The following is a 16,041-nucleotide window of genomic DNA, read 5'->3' on the forward strand; positions in this document are numbered from 1 at the left end:
GCCTTTTTCCTATTCATCATTCCGGCACTTGGCAATCTGCCAAAATGTCTGGATAATGCCTCATGCTGTCCGCTTCTGTAATGCTTCGGATCACTCTGCAAGGTACACCTGCGGCAAGCGAATGCGGTGGAATATCACGCGTAACCACGCTACCTGCCCCAATGACACATCCGTCTCCAATCGTGACGCCGCCGCACACGGTAACGTTTGCGGACAACCACACATCATTACCAATCGTAACGGGTTTGGCATAACAGAGTGATTTCAGCTCACCATGTTGATTCAGCATCTGTCTCCGTTCACTCGCAATCAAAGGGTGAACAGGCGTAACGATCGTGACATTGGGACCAAAGCTGGTGTAGTCTCCAATCGTCACTTGTGCATCATCCTGTATGGTCAGATTGTAATTCGCGAAAAAGTGATGACCGATCCGGGTATGCACCCCATAGTGAAAGAAAATCGGACCCTGCATAAATCCGCCTTTCCCCATCTCACCTATTAACTGTTGTACAATTTGCTGTCTTTCCTCCGTCTGTTCTTCGAAGGTTTGGCTATAACGCTGACTGAGATGATGAGCTTTCCTTTTGATTTCCTTCAGTTCCGGATCAGCCGGACTGAATAACATGCCCTTCATAATTCTCTCTTCTTCACGCATCGCGATTTCCCCTCATCTTATGTTTATTGCTGTAAATCCATGATCGCCTGAATCGTTCGCAATACACCATTTTCGTCATTGGATTTCGTAATGAATTGTGCGACACGTTTGGTATTCTCGCATGCATTGCTCACAGCAAAGCTGTATTTGGCAATTGCCATCAGTTCAACATCATTTTCTCCATCACCGAAGGACATCGTTTCGCGCGAAGTTACGCCCAGCATATCCTGCAATTTTTTGACCGTTTCACCTTTGTGCGTATGCAGCGCCGTAATATCCAGCCACCGGGGTTCCGAATCAACAATATAGATTTGTCCTTCCATCGTCTGTTCCACATGTTTTCGCAGCGCTGTGCAGCGTCCCTGGGGATCGAACACCGTAATTTTTATAAAAGAGCTACTGATGTTTGCAAAAGAGTCCGTTTTGATGACCTGTTCATACGAACTCTTCACCACCTTATACATCTCATCCGAAATGGAAGAATGCACATAAGCGGTATCGCTTGCACAAACGATAATGGTCATTTGGGGATCAAATGCCTGAATTTCCTGAATGGCTTGCAGTGCTAGCGTAGGCTCCATGCTAAACTCCCGAACCATCTGCCCATCCTTCTTGATACGGGCTGCACTGTCCCCAAGAATCCAAACACCTCTGCTATGTTCGCCGAATAATTTCTCCACCCGTTCGCACTGCTTTCCGGTGCACGCTACAAAAGTAATGCCTTTACGTTTCATCTCCTCATGAACTTCGTTGAATAACTCCATATCAAATGATCCTTGACTGTTTAGAAAAGTTCCGTCCAAATCGGTTACAACCAGTTTAATCATGATGTGTCCCTCCAGTTGATTGATAGGTGATGTTGGCAAACGTCTTTAAGCGTCTTAAAGAACCTCTGTAGCCCGTGAAAATTCAAAGTCACCTTTATCAAACATCTTTATCAAACATCTTTATAAACAATATTTATAAAGTGTGCAGAAAGTTCTTCTTCCCCTAATAGATTCTATCCCGTGTAACTGGTTTCATGTCAACAAGAAATTTCCGAAGCAATTCGTGGACTTATGTCAGCACAAAAAAATCCACAGTACTTGCCCTGCGGATTATAAGACTTCAGACAAGATAGAGGATTTCAAAGCTCGAAGAACCACACCTCTCAATCCCGCATCAAAGTCATCCTGGAACGAGCTCTGGTGTACAATCTCCGGCAACGTCGGCATCTCATGCTCTTTTACATATTGTCTCCACGCTGAGTCGAGCACCTCTCTCTTCACTCGGTCCTGATAGATCACAATCTGATGAGGGGCAACAACAGCATTAACCGTTTGTATAATCCGGCACACATGACCCGTATAGTCCTCGTTGCTCATTTCCTGTTTCCAGTCGGGTGAATACGGAAGATATTTGATCTCACCGAACATCCCGTTTTTGCCACGAATGATTTGTCCGTTCAACACCATGCCCATGCCAGGCGGGTAACGATTTGGAAAATAAATGCCTGCCACATCCTGCCCCTTTGTATGCATATGCTGTGTGTAGTAGCCGCTAACCGCTGCATTGACATCATTCTCGACAATAACAGGCAACTGAAACTCACGCTCGATCTCCCGAATCAGATGGGAATGAATAAGCTCATCATGGCTGCTTACCGTGATATCCCCGTCGACAGCCTGACCCGGGATACCTATTCCGATCATATGGATGGAAGGATGTGCCGCGATGAAACGTGTTATAAGTTGCAACACATGCTTTTTATCAAAAACAGGCAGCATGTTCTCCTCCTTCAACACAACCTCATTCTCGAGATTGATTACCGTGGCCGAGATTAACCCCTGACCTTTCATTTCTTTCATGGACAAAACTAGCGCAAGTCTATAATTGTAATTATATCGGTATGCTTGGGCAGGGCGACCGCCGTTCGATGGAACGATCTGATCTTGAATCAGCTCTCCGCCATCACATAACTCCTGAATTAGAGCGTTAATGGTAACTACACTAAGGTTCGTTAATGAAGCAAGCTGCGGTTTCGTTGCGGTTTCCTGTTGCTGCATGACTTCACGCACATTATTCATATTGATGTGTTTCATCATTGTAGCGTTCGCTTTTTTCATAAGCCTCTCGTTTCTACTCCGGTTCAACAGACCAAAGCAATTGTATTGATGTTATTGCATTCCATATCATAACATTATACATCGCTTTGCACATAATGCTCATTCAAACAGGTCATCTATAGATCGTACAGGTTGCACGTCCATCGACTGATTGGAAAGAGCCATATTTGCATAAACACCTGCCCAGATGATAAGAGCCATAATTAAATATGCCATCGTTCTCCTCCTTATTTCTTGTTTCACTTGTTTGTGAGTGAATGCACCCTCTTAATAAACTTACTTTATAAAGTTTGTTTTATAAGTATGCAGACTTGATTAATCATTGTCAACAAGGAAAAGCAAGCTAATCGTTGTAAAAGGTATCTCATTGCCCTTTACTAACTGATTCAGCAGAAATGGATGTATCCAGTAACATTTATACTGTGTATCTTCGTTGTGTTTCTGGCAGCAATGTTACGACCTGGATGCCCAGCCCCCAAGCAAAATAGAGCAAATGAACGGGAGTTACGCATTGGATAAAGTACACTTGCACAAAGATCCAAACGAGCAGAGCATTTCCTGTATACAAGGAAAAAGTCCACGCCCAGTGACGTTCGGAGTAAAGATTCAACTTTTCCGCTAACGACCAATGAGACCTTTTCAACAGAGCCATACCAATCACTACAGGAAAAACTCCAAGAACCAGCAACAATATCATTCCAGGAATAAAAAAATTAGCAAAAGGGGAGTTTTCCAGCAACGAAACAGGCATATTCAACATACCTCCGGATGGATCAATCGTCAGCATCAATCCTCCCACAATTGCTCCAACCCCAAGCAAGCCATGCATTGTTGCAAGTAGGTATGATTTGTTTGCAGGCTGTGTCATCATCCATCACTCCCCGTATCTTCTTTTGCACATGCTATCGTTCGATTAACATAAGCGACACTCGCTATACTCATTTTCTCACAAACAAGGAGATAAACCTGTGTTCCTTTTCACTAGCAGGATCATACCATTCCTTATGGTAAAACTTGATAAAAGAACGTATGTTCGGTATAATGTTTCTATACACTGAATGAGCGAGGCATAATACGATGGATGACAAATTTATCAAGGAATTACGTAAGATCAGCCGTGACGACAGACGCCGATCCGAGTTCATGATTCAGGGCTTGAAGGAAACATTACAGGAACGCAAAGAGGAAGGTTTGTTGAAGCGATGGATGCGGCGGCGAAAGACGAAGAAAAACATCTCTGAGCGATTTAGCTCTGATACCTCTTCAAGTCATAAATAAATAAATAAATAAATAGATAGACTTCAAAGCAAAAGAGGAGGCCACATAAGCCTCCCTTGATTCACTACATATATTTTAGAATGTTAAAGTAGTTCCTACTTACAGTATGGTCAGATGCACCTTTAAGGCAGGATGGCAAATGAACGAACCGGGAATCCTGATGCCTTCTCCGCTTTAGGTACGATGTTGAATATGACAGCTCCTTTAGCGGGAACCTGATCCAGGTTCGTTAACAATTCGACCTGGTAAGTATCCTGTGCAAGCACATAATACTCCGCTAACAGGGCTCCGTTCTTCTGGTAATCTACCGCGGCATCTGTATCAAACGTTTCATGACCAATCGCTTGAATATTGCGTTCTTCGAACAGGAATTTTAATGCAGCAACAGACCATCCGGGCGCATGGCTATTCCCAACGGCATCCTTGTTGTCAAAGTCTTCATGGTTCGGCCAGCGTTTACTCCAATCGGTTCGCAAAGCGACGAAGCTGCCTGCTTCAATCTTGCCATACTCCCGCTCGAATTCGAGGATATGCTCTACTTCCAAGGTGAAATCGGGATTACTCTCTACAGCAGCAGAGTGATCAATTACGACGAGCGGCAAGACCAGCTCTTTGAGTCCCAATTCGTCCAAGTAACGTGTATCGCGCACAAAATGAATCGGTGCATCCAGATGGGTGCCGTACTGGCCGGGAAACTTGAAGCTTTGAGCGAAGAAACCTTGATCATGATTAAACAACGTATCAAACTCCGCAGCATCAAAAGCAGAAAAATGCGGCGATGCCGGACCGAAGGTATGGGTCAGATCTACCCATTTCTTTTCTTTTAACAGCTGAATCGCTTGAATAAGTTCATTGGTCATCCGTTTCACCTCATATGCAGAATAGAATAAATTCCCCCTATTATATATCAACGTTGCACATTGGTGAAGAATCTAAGTTAATTTGTTAGTAGGTACATGCCTTGCCTATCCTAGGAAGCGAATTCTTACATATTACCAAGGAACCCAACACTGGAATAATCTTTTGATAGTTGTTTTTAATAAGCATTGTTGACCTCCAAAAATTAACATAGTTCAGCACTTATTCCGATAAAGAGACAGCGGCGGTGTCGATAAATGCCGTGCGCGGCGGGCCGCTATCTCAGCCGGTGGATACTTGGGAAAGTCTGTATCCTTATTGCATCCCATATCAGTGATATGCTAAGGCACATCATCCTGAATATAAACAGAGTTGCTAACAAGCGTATTCGCCACCTTCTCTAAAGCTTTTTCCTTCCAGCAACGCGGCACGATACAGAACTGAACAATACCCGTCCATGTTCCCACGCAGCAACCCCGACATTTTTCAGGTTGTTTCTCTGAAACCCTCGGAATAGCCGGCTCATTTCTGCTGTAAAAGTGACCTTCCATACTCTTGCCTCCAATACAAAAAGGCCGCTCACATGAGCGACCTTCTTATTTACGTTATTATAACGATTTAAGATAACATGCTATAACTTCGTATTTGCTTCACATTTTAAAGATATATTTTCCCACTATTATCGCAAACAACATCCACTTCACTGTTAGAATTAGTTCTTGCATTTTTTGAGCATACGGAGCGAAGAACTTGTTAACACATATCAACCCCCTTTTTTTCTTTGGTAAGTGATTTTTTTATAAATTCGTGCTCTAAAAAGGTAAAAAATCAAGTTGGTTGTAAAAATATGCGTATATTCAAAGAAAATATGGATTTTATCTTACGTACAAGGACTAAATGACAAAGAAATAGCCAGAATATTGGGAGTATCTCAACAAAACATCTCGAAACACCGCTTAAAAGCTCTAACTAAATTGCGCATTAACCGTTTTACGATATAAACAAGAATGTCAGCCTTTGAAGCTGACATTCTTTATTTCTCCGAAATTTTTTTAATCTCAAAAATAGTTGCCTCTGATAACAAGATAAGCCTCTCATTATTAACAACAAAAAAACTTAAACTTACAGGTATACTCATTTTTGTAGAAGGGTTGCTTACACCTATTGCTTTTACTACATCATTTTCATTTAAGTCTGGAATATCTATTTTATATGATCTATAAAAGGAATCTTTATTATTGCATGTCGCTGTAATCTCATATATTGGGTTTCTTAGTTCAGTTTGATATTGACTGTAGTTTTTAATTCCTTTTGATGAAAATAAGTCTTTTTTGATAAGGATTTCATCCCCAATAAATTTTTGACCTGTTGGATATTCAGAGGCATCATTATATGAATTTGCAAATCCTAAATGCTTCTCAACTTTCCAAGTTCCATAAAAATAATTTTCAGTTTCACTATCCAAACTTGTACGCTCTGCAGAACAGTAATCACTATTTTGCTGTGTTGTTACTTGTTTCCTGGGAGACTCGCCGGAACCTTGCGTGTCGGTTGCAGGCTTAACTGATCCACCACATCCTGAAAGCAAGATAAAGCTCAACACCATCAATACACCGATTACTTTTTTCAATCCTAAAATCTCCTTTTGTCTACATAGCAGAAATTATATCAGAGCAAACGAACCTAAAAATGACATAACATTAACATTATTTACGATTAAAGTTAATTTTATGTTATATGATCACAATCATTAAAATGCTTAAACAGTGCGGAGCGTTCATGATGCAGCCATGCCTTCCCCGATCTGCCCGTAGGCCCTTTCTCATAAATATGATTATCGTTTTTCTTTAAGACCACCTTAAGTTAGTAGCAATGAAACTTCGTCATTCTCACTGTTTCTCAAATTTAGTTTCTTTATCTCGGCATAAGTAAACCTATTTCCCCTTCATCATTTCGTCCTCTTCCATAATAAATTGTTACAAAATCCAATGTCCGATTGAATTTCCTTCCAAGAATAACAATCTTGCTACTACTCCTTCGTAGGGATCTATTAGATTATTTATTGCAAAACGGACATTGTTAGATATTGCCGCTTGTCCTTCATAATGACCGAATTTGCTGTGACATCCGCAGTCAGTTCATGTCCTGATTTCCGTTTTGAAACCGCTCCAGTATTCCTCTTCACTGAAAAGTATGTGCTCACCATGTTGCATTGATTCTTTGTACAAATAATATGGTTTGAAAAATACATATAACCAAACAAGAAAGACAAAAAAGCCGCTCTCCTGTATGGAGAACGGCGACTGAACTACAGGCTGAAGAACGTAATTCCTCTGATATTTAATCCAACGTCCATCTTCGGCTTACTCGGTCATCTCACCCATTCCAGACTAACCCGCAGTAATGACCAGCTTGCCCCGCGTATGATGTGATTCACTTTTTTCGTGAGCATCGCGCAAACCCTGTTCAGTGAGCGGATACGTTTCATCAATGATCGATTTCAGTTTTCCGGCAGCCGCAAGTTCGGCCAACTGTTCCAGTTGATCCCCTTTGGGTTCCATCATGAACACGTTACCTGTTACCCCAGCTTCTTTCGCTAGCTTCTCATCTGGCTGTTCCACAAGTGATACCAGACGTCCTCCAGACTTTAACACCTTGAAGCTGTCTAGCTGGATGTCACCGCCCATCGTATCCAGTACGACATCGTAGTCTGAGAGAATTTGCGAGAAATCCTGTTCCTTATAGTTAATGAAATGATCCACTCCCAACGAGCGAAGCAATTCTTCGTTTGCTGCACTCGCCGTGGAAGCCACTTCAGCGCCTAACGATTTGGCAATTTGAATGGCATATGTGCCTACTCCACCCGCACCGGCATGAATGAGCACCTTTTGTCCTTTGCCCAAACGGCCATGATCAACAAGTGCTTGCCAGGCTGTCATTGCGGCGAGTGGAATCGCTGCTGCCTCCTCGAAGCTCAATTGTTCAGGAATGCGAGCCACGATATCTGCATCTACAGCAACATATTCCGCATAGGTTCCGAATTGACGTGGGCGGGCGAATACGCGATCCCCTTCTCTGAAACGAGTCACGTTCGAACCTGCTTCAACCACGGTACCTGCCACGTCACCGCCCAAAATCATCGGCAGCTGATCCGCTGCTTCTTTCAAGTGACCTTGTCTTATTTTGAAGTCCACCGGATTCACAGAAGTTGCATGTGTGCGGATCAATACCTGATTCACACCGCATGCCGGCTTCTCTACTTCCTTTTCCTTTAATTGTTCGGGTCCGCCAAATGCTTCAATGACAATAGCTTTCATGTTGAATCCCTGCCTTTCTTTAAATGGAATGACATGTGAAGGGTTATGCTCATACTCTTCTCTATTTATGATTACCCCATTCATCGGTTGACTTGACTTGAAGTCACCGCATTTTCATTCGATAAATCAGACACGAGTTCAAAGCTAATGAATTTTTCGCAAAAATCTTAAAACCGCTTCTTCCAATTGACTCAAGCCGGGCTGCTCTATCGGAAAATGACCTGCTCCCTCCAAAATGACACACTCCTTCTCCACGGGCAGACGGTCAAAAAAGGGTTGGCTGAACTGTAACGGAGTCATTGGGTCTATCTCAGGATGAACCAGCAAAACCGGACACTGACTGAATCGATCCGGGCTAACCTCCGGCGTTTTATTCAGGAAAGTTCTTAATAATTCCAGAGGCACAGACGTAGCCGCTGCCTGTGGATCATTCATAATGAGACGGGTTAGGTCCTTGTTGTTCGTAATCAGATCCATTCGAGAAATCCGTTTAACCGAGATTCGTACAGCATCTAATACAGCAGGGAAAATATCCATCATGCGTTTCCCCACACGACTGACGAACCGATTCGGAGCAATCTGATCGCGCATATACGGATCACTCGTATCTACAAATGTTGTTGCAATTAACCCCTTCACATGTTTGTTCCTTACACTGACGTGATAAGCCAGCATACCACCAATACTGCTGCCCAATACAACGAAAGGTATGCCGTCTTTCTCATACTCCCTCTCCATAAGGTCATCTAACAGTGTAATCCATAACTCATAGTTTATTCGCGTGCCATGCAGTGCGTAGCTAAGACCGTACGGCGGCAGATCAGGTGATATCACCTCGTATCCATGTTGTTGCAACATTCGTGCATAAGGAGCGAGTAACCTGCCATTCCCCCCAGCGCCATGAATAAATAGTATTTTCACAGGCGAGTCTGCAACAGGTAATCGGTCAATATGAAGATGGATTCCATGGCTTTCCCACCACTCCTCCTCAGGGACGGTATTCTCATCCAACCTGACTTCTTCAGGAAAAAATGACTGATATTGCTTCCAATATAAATGTGTTGTTCTATAAGATGGCAAGCTTTCTCGCATATGTACGCTCCTTTTTCACTACATCAAAAAAGCCGTACGATGTACGACTTTAAAACTCCTCTATGATCATACTTATTTTGATTCACATTTCATCTAATCCGGGAACTGCACATGACCCGGTACAATGTATGCACCGCCAGATCCATCATTCGGCAGAGCTGGAATGGTGTCATACACCACTTTACCACGAATATCGGTGATCCGAATACTTAATTCTTCCTTACCCAGTCCCGTACCAAGGAAATGGTTATAATCTTGCTTTTCGAGATTAAGCCATGAGCCGTCCTTCTGCTTCACTTCAAACTTCAGCACCGGATATTTGTGATGACGGACTTGAATGGCTGCCCACCACTGACTGCTGCCTTCCTTAATCCGATAAGATACGTTCCCTTCAATCGGCGCTTTGACTACTTTCCAACGGATATTGATCTTCCCTGCTTGAGGATCACCAATCTGGTTGAACGCATTCGGTGAGAGATCCAGTGCTCCACTGGCTCCTTCCGGATATAAATCCGTTACATAAACCACGGTTTTTCCTTTGGGCCCTTGAACTTCTAGATAGGCCCCTGCTAAAGCAGCTTTGACACCATTATAATTAAGTTGATAGGGATTGAGTGCGGTAATCTTCATATCTGCTGGAATCGGATCTAGCAGTACGGCACCACCCGAGTAACCCGAGCCCGTGTACGTAGCATACCCTTGATATGTATCATTCCAGGCAGCAGATGCAGGTAAAGCAAACAAGACAAGGCCGAGCAGTATACCTGTGGCAGACCTTCTTAAACGCTGGAATCTACTTTTCTTGCTCATTGTGTTACTCCTCCTTATCATTTTGGCTGTGATTCTAAAATATAGCTCTTCATTGTCACAGACAACGAATAACATTATTTTACATAATTTTTAAAATATTTAAATATGTTTCCGAAAAATCACATCTAAAGTCCTGCTTTATCATTCATAAAAAAGCGCCGCACTTGGGAGAAAATTCATTCTCCAGCAACGTGCGACGCGCTTCTCTTACCCTTATCCTGTTTCCTTGCGTTTCTCCCGATTACGGAATCGTTCATATTGCGCATAGAGGCGAGGAGATTCTTTCGTCAGAATAGGCCCAAGGACAGCCAGAATCAGCACGTATAACACAGCAAAGGATTGAATGGATGCCATCAGACCTCCGGCCTTACCGATGTTCGCCATGATGATCGAGAACTCGCCCCGAGATACCAGGGTAAAGCCCACATTTAACGAGGCCTTGTTCGATACTCCAGCCATTTTCCCTGCAATCATACCTGCACCAAAGTTACTTAGAATCGTTAGAACGACGGCAATCAGCGTCATCCCTACAGCTCCGCCGAGAGAAGATGGCTCAATCGTGAGACCAAAGCTGAAGAAAAACAGGGCACCAAAAAAATCTTTGAACGGCATAATCTGCTGCTCAATTCGGCTGACATGTCTGGATTCACCAAGCACAAGGCCAATCATCAACGCACCAATCGCCTCAGCCACATGTAAGGTTTCCGAGAATCCGGCTACGAGGAAGAGCAATGTCATAATCGTAAGCAGGAATAACTCCGAGGACTTAATGTTCAATGCTTTATCGATATATTTAATACTCTTCCTGCCGATAATCAGGAACAGTACAATAAACAGCAGAGCAGAGAGAGATACCAGCAGCACACTTACAAATGAAGTTGCCCCGCTAAGCACAAGCCCAGTCAGAATGGAAATATGAATGGCAATAAACAAGTCATCAAACATAATCATGCCCATAATAATTTCTGTCTCTGGATTCGCGGTACGTTTCAAGTCCACGAGCACTTTGGCAACAATAGCCGTCGATGAACTCGTCATGATCCCGCATACGACCATCGTTTCCTGAAGTGGCAGATTCATGAACCAGCCCAGAAGCAAGCCTGATACAAAATTGAGAGCCACATAGAATATACCACCGGTAAGGATGGCTTTACCCGATTTTAATAACCGGGAGACCGAAAATTCCAATCCCAGATAAAACAATAAAAATAAAATACCCAGCCTGCCCATAAATTCAATAAAAGACGAGCTTTCGATAAATCGTAAATCCACAATGCCAAACTGTGGTGCATGCGGTCCAACGGCCATACCGACCAGAATGTAAAATGGAATAACCGAAAATCGTAGTCGTGCAGATATTAATCCCGTAAGTGTAATCAGCGCAACGGCAACCCCCACTTCGAATATGAGCATATCCATACGCTACATCCGCCCATCGGTTAACCATTGTTTGAGCTGCTTGAGCTGGTCACGTTCACCAGCAACAACGATCGTTGCTCCACTGGTAAAAACGTACTCTGGCCCCGGATTAAATTGCTTTTCCTTCTCCTTGTCAACTGCCGCCAGAATCGCGACACCAGTCACCTGCCGGATGTTCATCTCTCCAATGGTCTTCCCGATGCAAGCAGCGTGAGGTTCAATGCGAAGCCATTCAATCAGCAGCCCTTCCAGCATGACCTCACGGTCGTTCTGGAACTGCGGTTTATATGTCATACCGCCGACAATAGCTGCTACAGCTCTTGCTTCATCATCATCAAGCGTCACCAATGAGACCATATCGCCAAGCTCTTCCGCTTGATCTCCGGATTCCATATGAAACAAATCACGCCGCTCATCGTTATGAACCACAATGACTAGGTGCTCTCCGCTACGGGTGTGTAGCCAATATTTACGTCCAATGCCGGGCAGATCCGTTTCTTTAAAGTGCATGATTCGCACCTCCCCGAGACAAACCTTGCAGCGTATTTCCACTCGGCTCATCCAAATGCTCCGGTTGTTGCTCCTGCTCTATGTTCTGCTGCGAAGCCCATCCGATGCTTGCTATTCGTATTCTCATGGAACCCGAAGGCGTAGAGATGGCTCGCATTTCTCCTTTTTCCCCAAGCAGCAGTTGACGTCCCACAGGCGAAAGGAATGAAATCAGTCCCTCATCCGGATTTGCTTCCTCTGGCATAACCACGGTTAAAGTGTCACATGTATGAAAATCAACGTATTCCAGTTCAATCTGACTACCGATCAGCACAACGGAATTTAACAGCTCATCCGGACCAGCAAGTAATTGCTCTATTCGGTCTGTATAGGCTGTCAATTGTTTATCCAGCTGTATGCGCTCGGGATTACGCACGTCAAAATAAGCGTCAAGAAAAGTTCTTTTCTCTTCGCCCAAGGTCAACAGCTGACTCACCAGCATTTCTCTGCAATTGTCAAGTGGAGTCCTACGGTTCATAGTAGATCTCACCTCCTATGCACGCCTTGTTCTCCACGTTGATTCGCTTGTTGTTACTCTTCATCATCCTGTTGTCCTCCTTCTTATAATAAAAGGGCCCGAATTACGAGCCCCTCTTACCATCTTACCAAAATGAAATTATTAATCCAATCAATTCCGCTAACTTGGGTTTTAATTCTATACTTTGGGTATATTATCCAACGTTTCACGATATTCTTTACATTTAATGATAGATCTATAGAACATTTTAATTGCCTCATAAAAAACATTTTATGGATTTTTGTCTCGTATTTTTATTTCCTTTCCTGTATATTTAACTACAAACTTTTATGCAATTTATACAAATAGGTATCTAGAGACTTTAACACGATAAAGGAGTGCATTGAAAAAGTGTCCACGATTACTAAAGAAAGTTCAACGTCATCTCAAGCTACTACTGCAGCAGCATATGTTCATTCCGTCTATGAGTCAGTTATCGCGAGAAACCCGAACGAGAATGAATTTCATCAGGCTGTTAAGGAAATCCTGGATTCACTGATCCCCGTCATCGAAGCACATCCCAAATACAGAAACCACAGTCTGCTAGAGCAACTTGTTGAGCCAGAACGGGTCATCACGTTCCGTGTGCCTTGGGTCGATGATCAGGGTAAAGTTCAGGTGAATCGCGGTTTCCGTGTACAATTCAACAGCGCGATTGGCCCCTACAAAGGCGGACTTCGTTTCCACCCATCCGTATACTCGGGCATTATCAAGTTTTTGGGCTTTGAACAAATTTTCAAAAATGCACTGACTGGCCTGCCAATCGGCGGCGGTAAGGGCGGGTCTGACTTTGATCCAAAAGGAAAATCGGATCAGGAAGTGATGCGTTTCACGCAAAGCTTCATGACAGAGCTGTACAAATACATCGGTCCGGACGCAGACGTACCTGCGGGTGACATTGGTGTGGGCGCTCGGGAAATTGGTTATATGTTTGGTCAGTACAAACGCATTCGTGGCGGTCATGAAGCAGGTGTACTGACAGGCAAAGGTCTGTTGTACGGCGGAAGTCTCGCACGTAAAGAAGCAACGGGCTATGGCTGCGTATACTTTGTTAATGAAATGCTTGCCTCCAAAGGACTTAGCTTCAAGGACAGCACCGTTGTTGTCTCCGGTTCCGGCAATGTATCCATCTATGCCATCGAGAAGGCCCAAGAGCTTGGTGCTCGCGTTGTGGCTTGCAGTGACTCTGGCGGTTACATACATGATCCGCAAGGCATTAATCTGGATACGGTAAAACGCCTGAAAGAGGTTGAGCGTCTGCGGATCAGCGAATACGTCAAAGAACACCCGCATGCGACGTATACCGAAGGTTTCGAGGGCATCTGGTCTATCCCTTGTGATATCGCACTGCCGTGTGCAACGCAAAACGAAATCGACGAGCAAGCAGCGACCCTTCTGGTTCAAGGCGGTGTCAAAGCCATTGGTGAAGGCGCGAATATGCCGTCCACACTGGCTGCCATTGATGTATTCCTTGGCGCTAACGTGCTGTTTGGCCCTGCAAAAGCTGCGAACGCCGGCGGTGTAGCCGTGTCCGCTCTTGAAATGTCACAGAACAGCATGCGGTTGTCCTGGACATTTGAAGAAGTCGATGCCAAACTGCATGACATTATGAAAAATATTTATAAAAGCTGCGTAGAAGCGGCTGAAGAATACGGCTGCGAAGGCAACTTGCTTGCTGGAGCAAACATTGCTGGTTTCCTCAAAGTAGCGGATTCGATGATTGCCCAAGGCGTCGTGTAATTCTTTTTTTACCGCATTTTTAATGGTTCATACAAAAGAAGCCTTACCTTCTCATGCAATGGTCGTTTAGCGGCCATGCAGAGAAGAGGCTTCTTTTTTTATCGTGCAATATACTCAACTATTGGAGGTTTCGATCCCTTGATAAGCTCTAGACATGAACACATCTACTTCATCTTCATCATCCACCGTAAAGCCAAATCGTTCGTATAAACGCTTCGCCGGACTTCCTTTCAACACGTTTAACGTCACACGTCTACCCTTGACTGATTCCTGTTCGAGCAACATGTTAAGCACCTTTGTACCTAGTTTCCTGCCCTGATAGTCCTGATCAATGTAGAAGTGCTCCAGCAAAAACTCTCCATCTGCCGGTTTTAATGACACACATCCAATTAAAGCACCTTCCAGCTCCAACACTTGTGTATGTTCCGGCTGGAACGTATTTCGGAAACGCTCCCTCACGCGAATCTCATCATAACGCCCCAAACGCGTCAAATCATCATACAGCACCAAGGCTCGTAAATTGGCCAGTTGCTCCCGATCTTCCTGGGTAGCTTGACGTATCTTGAATTCATCCATGTTCTGCTAGCTCCATTCTTGGTCCGTCCATATGTTCTCTTATTCATCATACTCTTTTCACATTTTAACATAATGCACTTCTTTGTATGTTTATTTGAACCAGGCATATATAGAGGGTATCCATTTCATTGAAGTGACTTCCTTACAATGGTAAAGTGAACATGACATGATTTTATCGTTACATTTGAGATCAGCAGGTTCTTATTATGATAAGGAAGTGTGTATGTTGTCTAACCATTCTTTAAACCACATTGAACGTCCTCATCTGCAAGCAGACTGCGAGCAGTGTTACGGATTATGTTGTGTGGCCCTGCCTTATGGCAAATCCTCGGACTTTGCTTTTGACAAGTCCAGCGGTACACCTTGCCCCAATCTGCAGGAGGACTATCGATGTGGTATCCACACCCAGCTTCGACAGAAGGGTTTCAAAGGTTGCACCGTGTATGATTGTTTTGGTGCAGGTCAGAAGCTATCACAAGTGACGTATGCGGACAGAAGCTGGCGTAACCATCCCGAAACGGCCCGTGAAATGTATGATTGCCTGCCTGTACTGCGTCAAATTCATGAGTTGATCAGTTATATGAGAGAGGTTATGATGCGGCCCGATACGTCTTCGCTGCATGCCTCACTTGAAAAAGTCTATCCAGATGTAGCGCGTTTGAGTGATCTGGAACCGGCAGCTCTGCTGCAGTTGGACATCACGAGCCATCGAGCAACTGTGAATACACTACTAATTCAGGCTAGTGAAATCGTACGTAACAGTGCCCCAGCATCTACAAAAGCAAAAGGAAAGCCCAAAGGCAAGAAACGCAGTGGCATGGATTTTCTGGGGGCTAATCTGCAAGGAGCAGACCTGAGAGGCGCAAGCTTCCGGGGCGCACTTATGATTGCAGCGAACCTGCGTAACGCCGATGCACGAAACGCCGATTGGATTGGTGCAGACTTGCGGGATACAGAGCTAGGCGGAGCCGATCTCCGCGGTGCTATCTTCTTGACGCAGGCTCAGCTGAACGCGGCCATGGGAGATGCCCGCACCTTGCTCCCCAGTCATTTGAACAAACCCTCTCATTGGCGCTAAAGGTGCGCAATGTAAATAGCTCGTCCTTCCACCGAAGGACGAGCTAT

18 protein-coding genes are annotated in these 16,041 nt (G+C 44.2%); 4 read left to right on the forward strand and 14 right to left on the reverse strand.

What is annotated here, in order from left to right:
* Positions 1-16 precede the first annotated feature (16 nt).
* The 4 genes from EC604_RS03380 to EC604_RS03395 form a co-directional block, all read right to left on the reverse strand.
* Positions 17-655, reverse strand: coding sequence for a sugar O-acetyltransferase (locus EC604_RS03380; protein ID WP_123062731.1), 639 nt, complete (start codon positions 653-655; stop codon positions 17-19).
* A 23-nt stretch (positions 656-678) separates the two neighbouring features.
* Positions 679-1,482: an HAD-IIB family hydrolase gene (locus tag EC604_RS03385; RefSeq protein ID WP_123062732.1), complete on the reverse strand. Its 804-nt coding sequence runs from the start codon at positions 1,480-1,482 to the stop codon at positions 679-681.
* Positions 1,483-1,752: 270 nt separating this feature from the next.
* On the reverse strand, positions 1,753-2,736 hold the full coding sequence (locus tag EC604_RS03390) for an ROK family protein (RefSeq protein WP_240036626.1): 984 nt from the start codon (positions 2,734-2,736) through the stop codon (positions 1,753-1,755).
* Between the two features lie 439 nt (positions 2,737-3,175).
* Positions 3,176-3,628 carry a hypothetical protein gene (locus EC604_RS03395; protein WP_240036627.1) on the reverse strand — a complete coding sequence of 151 codons (453 nt, stop codon included), beginning with the start codon at positions 3,626-3,628 and terminating at the stop codon, positions 3,176-3,178.
* A gap of 209 nt (positions 3,629-3,837) precedes the next feature.
* On the opposite strand from EC604_RS03395, the gene EC604_RS03400 reads away from it, so the two are divergent.
* On the forward strand, positions 3,838-4,038 hold the full coding sequence (locus EC604_RS03400) for a hypothetical protein (RefSeq protein WP_123062735.1): 201 nt from the start codon (positions 3,838-3,840) through the stop codon (positions 4,036-4,038).
* Positions 4,039-4,160: 122 nt separating this feature from the next.
* Here the strand turns inward: EC604_RS03400 and EC604_RS03405 are convergent, their stop codons facing one another.
* Both EC604_RS03405 and EC604_RS30790 read right to left on the reverse strand, forming a co-directional pair.
* Positions 4,161-4,898 (reverse strand): cyclase family protein, encoded by a 738-nt coding sequence (locus EC604_RS03405; RefSeq protein WP_123062736.1) that lies wholly within the window; start codon positions 4,896-4,898, stop codon positions 4,161-4,163.
* Positions 4,899-5,237: 339 nt separating this feature from the next.
* On the reverse strand, positions 5,238-5,363 hold the full coding sequence (locus EC604_RS30790; protein WP_275670019.1) for a hypothetical protein: 126 nt from the start codon (positions 5,361-5,363) through the stop codon (positions 5,238-5,240).
* A 366-nt stretch (positions 5,364-5,729) separates the two neighbouring features.
* Between EC604_RS30790 and EC604_RS30950 the strand changes: the two genes are divergently transcribed.
* Positions 5,730-5,897, forward strand: a complete 168-nt coding sequence (locus EC604_RS30950) for a sigma factor-like helix-turn-helix DNA-binding protein (protein ID WP_161556846.1) — start codon at positions 5,730-5,732, stop codon at positions 5,895-5,897.
* Positions 5,898-5,929: 32 nt separating this feature from the next.
* Here the strand turns inward: EC604_RS30950 and EC604_RS03420 are convergent, their stop codons facing one another.
* The 7 genes from EC604_RS03420 to EC604_RS03455 form a co-directional block, all read right to left on the reverse strand.
* Positions 5,930-6,526: a hypothetical protein gene (locus EC604_RS03420; RefSeq protein ID WP_123062739.1), complete on the reverse strand. Its 597-nt coding sequence runs from the start codon at positions 6,524-6,526 to the stop codon at positions 5,930-5,932.
* A gap of 760 nt (positions 6,527-7,286) precedes the next feature.
* Positions 7,287-8,213, reverse strand: coding sequence for an NADP-dependent oxidoreductase (locus EC604_RS03430; protein WP_123062740.1), 927 nt, complete (start codon positions 8,211-8,213; stop codon positions 7,287-7,289).
* Between the two features lie 144 nt (positions 8,214-8,357).
* Complete coding sequence (locus EC604_RS03435) at positions 8,358-9,305, reverse strand: alpha/beta hydrolase (RefSeq protein WP_123062741.1); 948 nt, start codon at positions 9,303-9,305, stop codon at positions 8,358-8,360.
* A gap of 93 nt (positions 9,306-9,398) precedes the next feature.
* A complete protein-coding gene (locus tag EC604_RS03440; RefSeq protein WP_123062742.1) occupies positions 9,399-10,115 on the reverse strand; it encodes an expansin EXLX1 family cellulose-binding protein in 717 nt (238 codons plus the stop codon).
* Between the two features lie 213 nt (positions 10,116-10,328).
* The gene (locus EC604_RS03445; RefSeq protein ID WP_123062743.1) at positions 10,329-11,534 is read right to left on the reverse strand and encodes a cation:proton antiporter; all 1,206 of its coding nucleotides are present in this window, start codon (positions 11,532-11,534) and stop codon (positions 10,329-10,331) included.
* A gap of 3 nt (positions 11,535-11,537) precedes the next feature.
* On the reverse strand, positions 11,538-12,044 hold the full coding sequence (locus EC604_RS03450) for a cation:proton antiporter regulatory subunit (protein ID WP_192895045.1): 507 nt from the start codon (positions 12,042-12,044) through the stop codon (positions 11,538-11,540).
* Positions 12,034-12,561: a GreA/GreB family elongation factor gene (locus tag EC604_RS03455; protein WP_123062744.1), complete on the reverse strand. Its 528-nt coding sequence runs from the start codon at positions 12,559-12,561 to the stop codon at positions 12,034-12,036. Before EC604_RS03455 ends, EC604_RS03450 begins: the two co-directional genes overlap by 11 nt.
* Before the next feature lie 390 nt (positions 12,562-12,951).
* On the opposite strand from EC604_RS03455, the gene gdhA reads away from it, so the two are divergent.
* Positions 12,952-14,340, forward strand: coding sequence for an NADP-specific glutamate dehydrogenase (gene gdhA / locus EC604_RS03460; protein ID WP_192895046.1), 1,389 nt, complete (start codon positions 12,952-12,954; stop codon positions 14,338-14,340).
* Between the two features lie 114 nt (positions 14,341-14,454).
* Here gdhA and EC604_RS03465 read toward each other — a convergent pair whose 3' ends face one another.
* Positions 14,455-14,916: a GNAT family N-acetyltransferase gene (locus tag EC604_RS03465; RefSeq protein WP_123062745.1), complete on the reverse strand. Its 462-nt coding sequence runs from the start codon at positions 14,914-14,916 to the stop codon at positions 14,455-14,457.
* Positions 14,917-15,139: 223 nt separating this feature from the next.
* Between EC604_RS03465 and EC604_RS03470 the strand changes: the two genes are divergently transcribed.
* Entirely contained in the window at positions 15,140-15,994 is an 855-nt protein-coding gene (locus tag EC604_RS03470) for a pentapeptide repeat-containing protein (protein WP_123062746.1), read from the forward strand.
* Positions 15,995-16,041: the final 47 nt, after the last annotated feature.

The organism is Paenibacillus amylolyticus (genome assembly GCF_003719335.1).
GTDB classification, from domain to species: domain Bacteria; phylum Bacillota; class Bacilli; order Paenibacillales; family Paenibacillaceae; genus Paenibacillus; species Paenibacillus amylolyticus_D.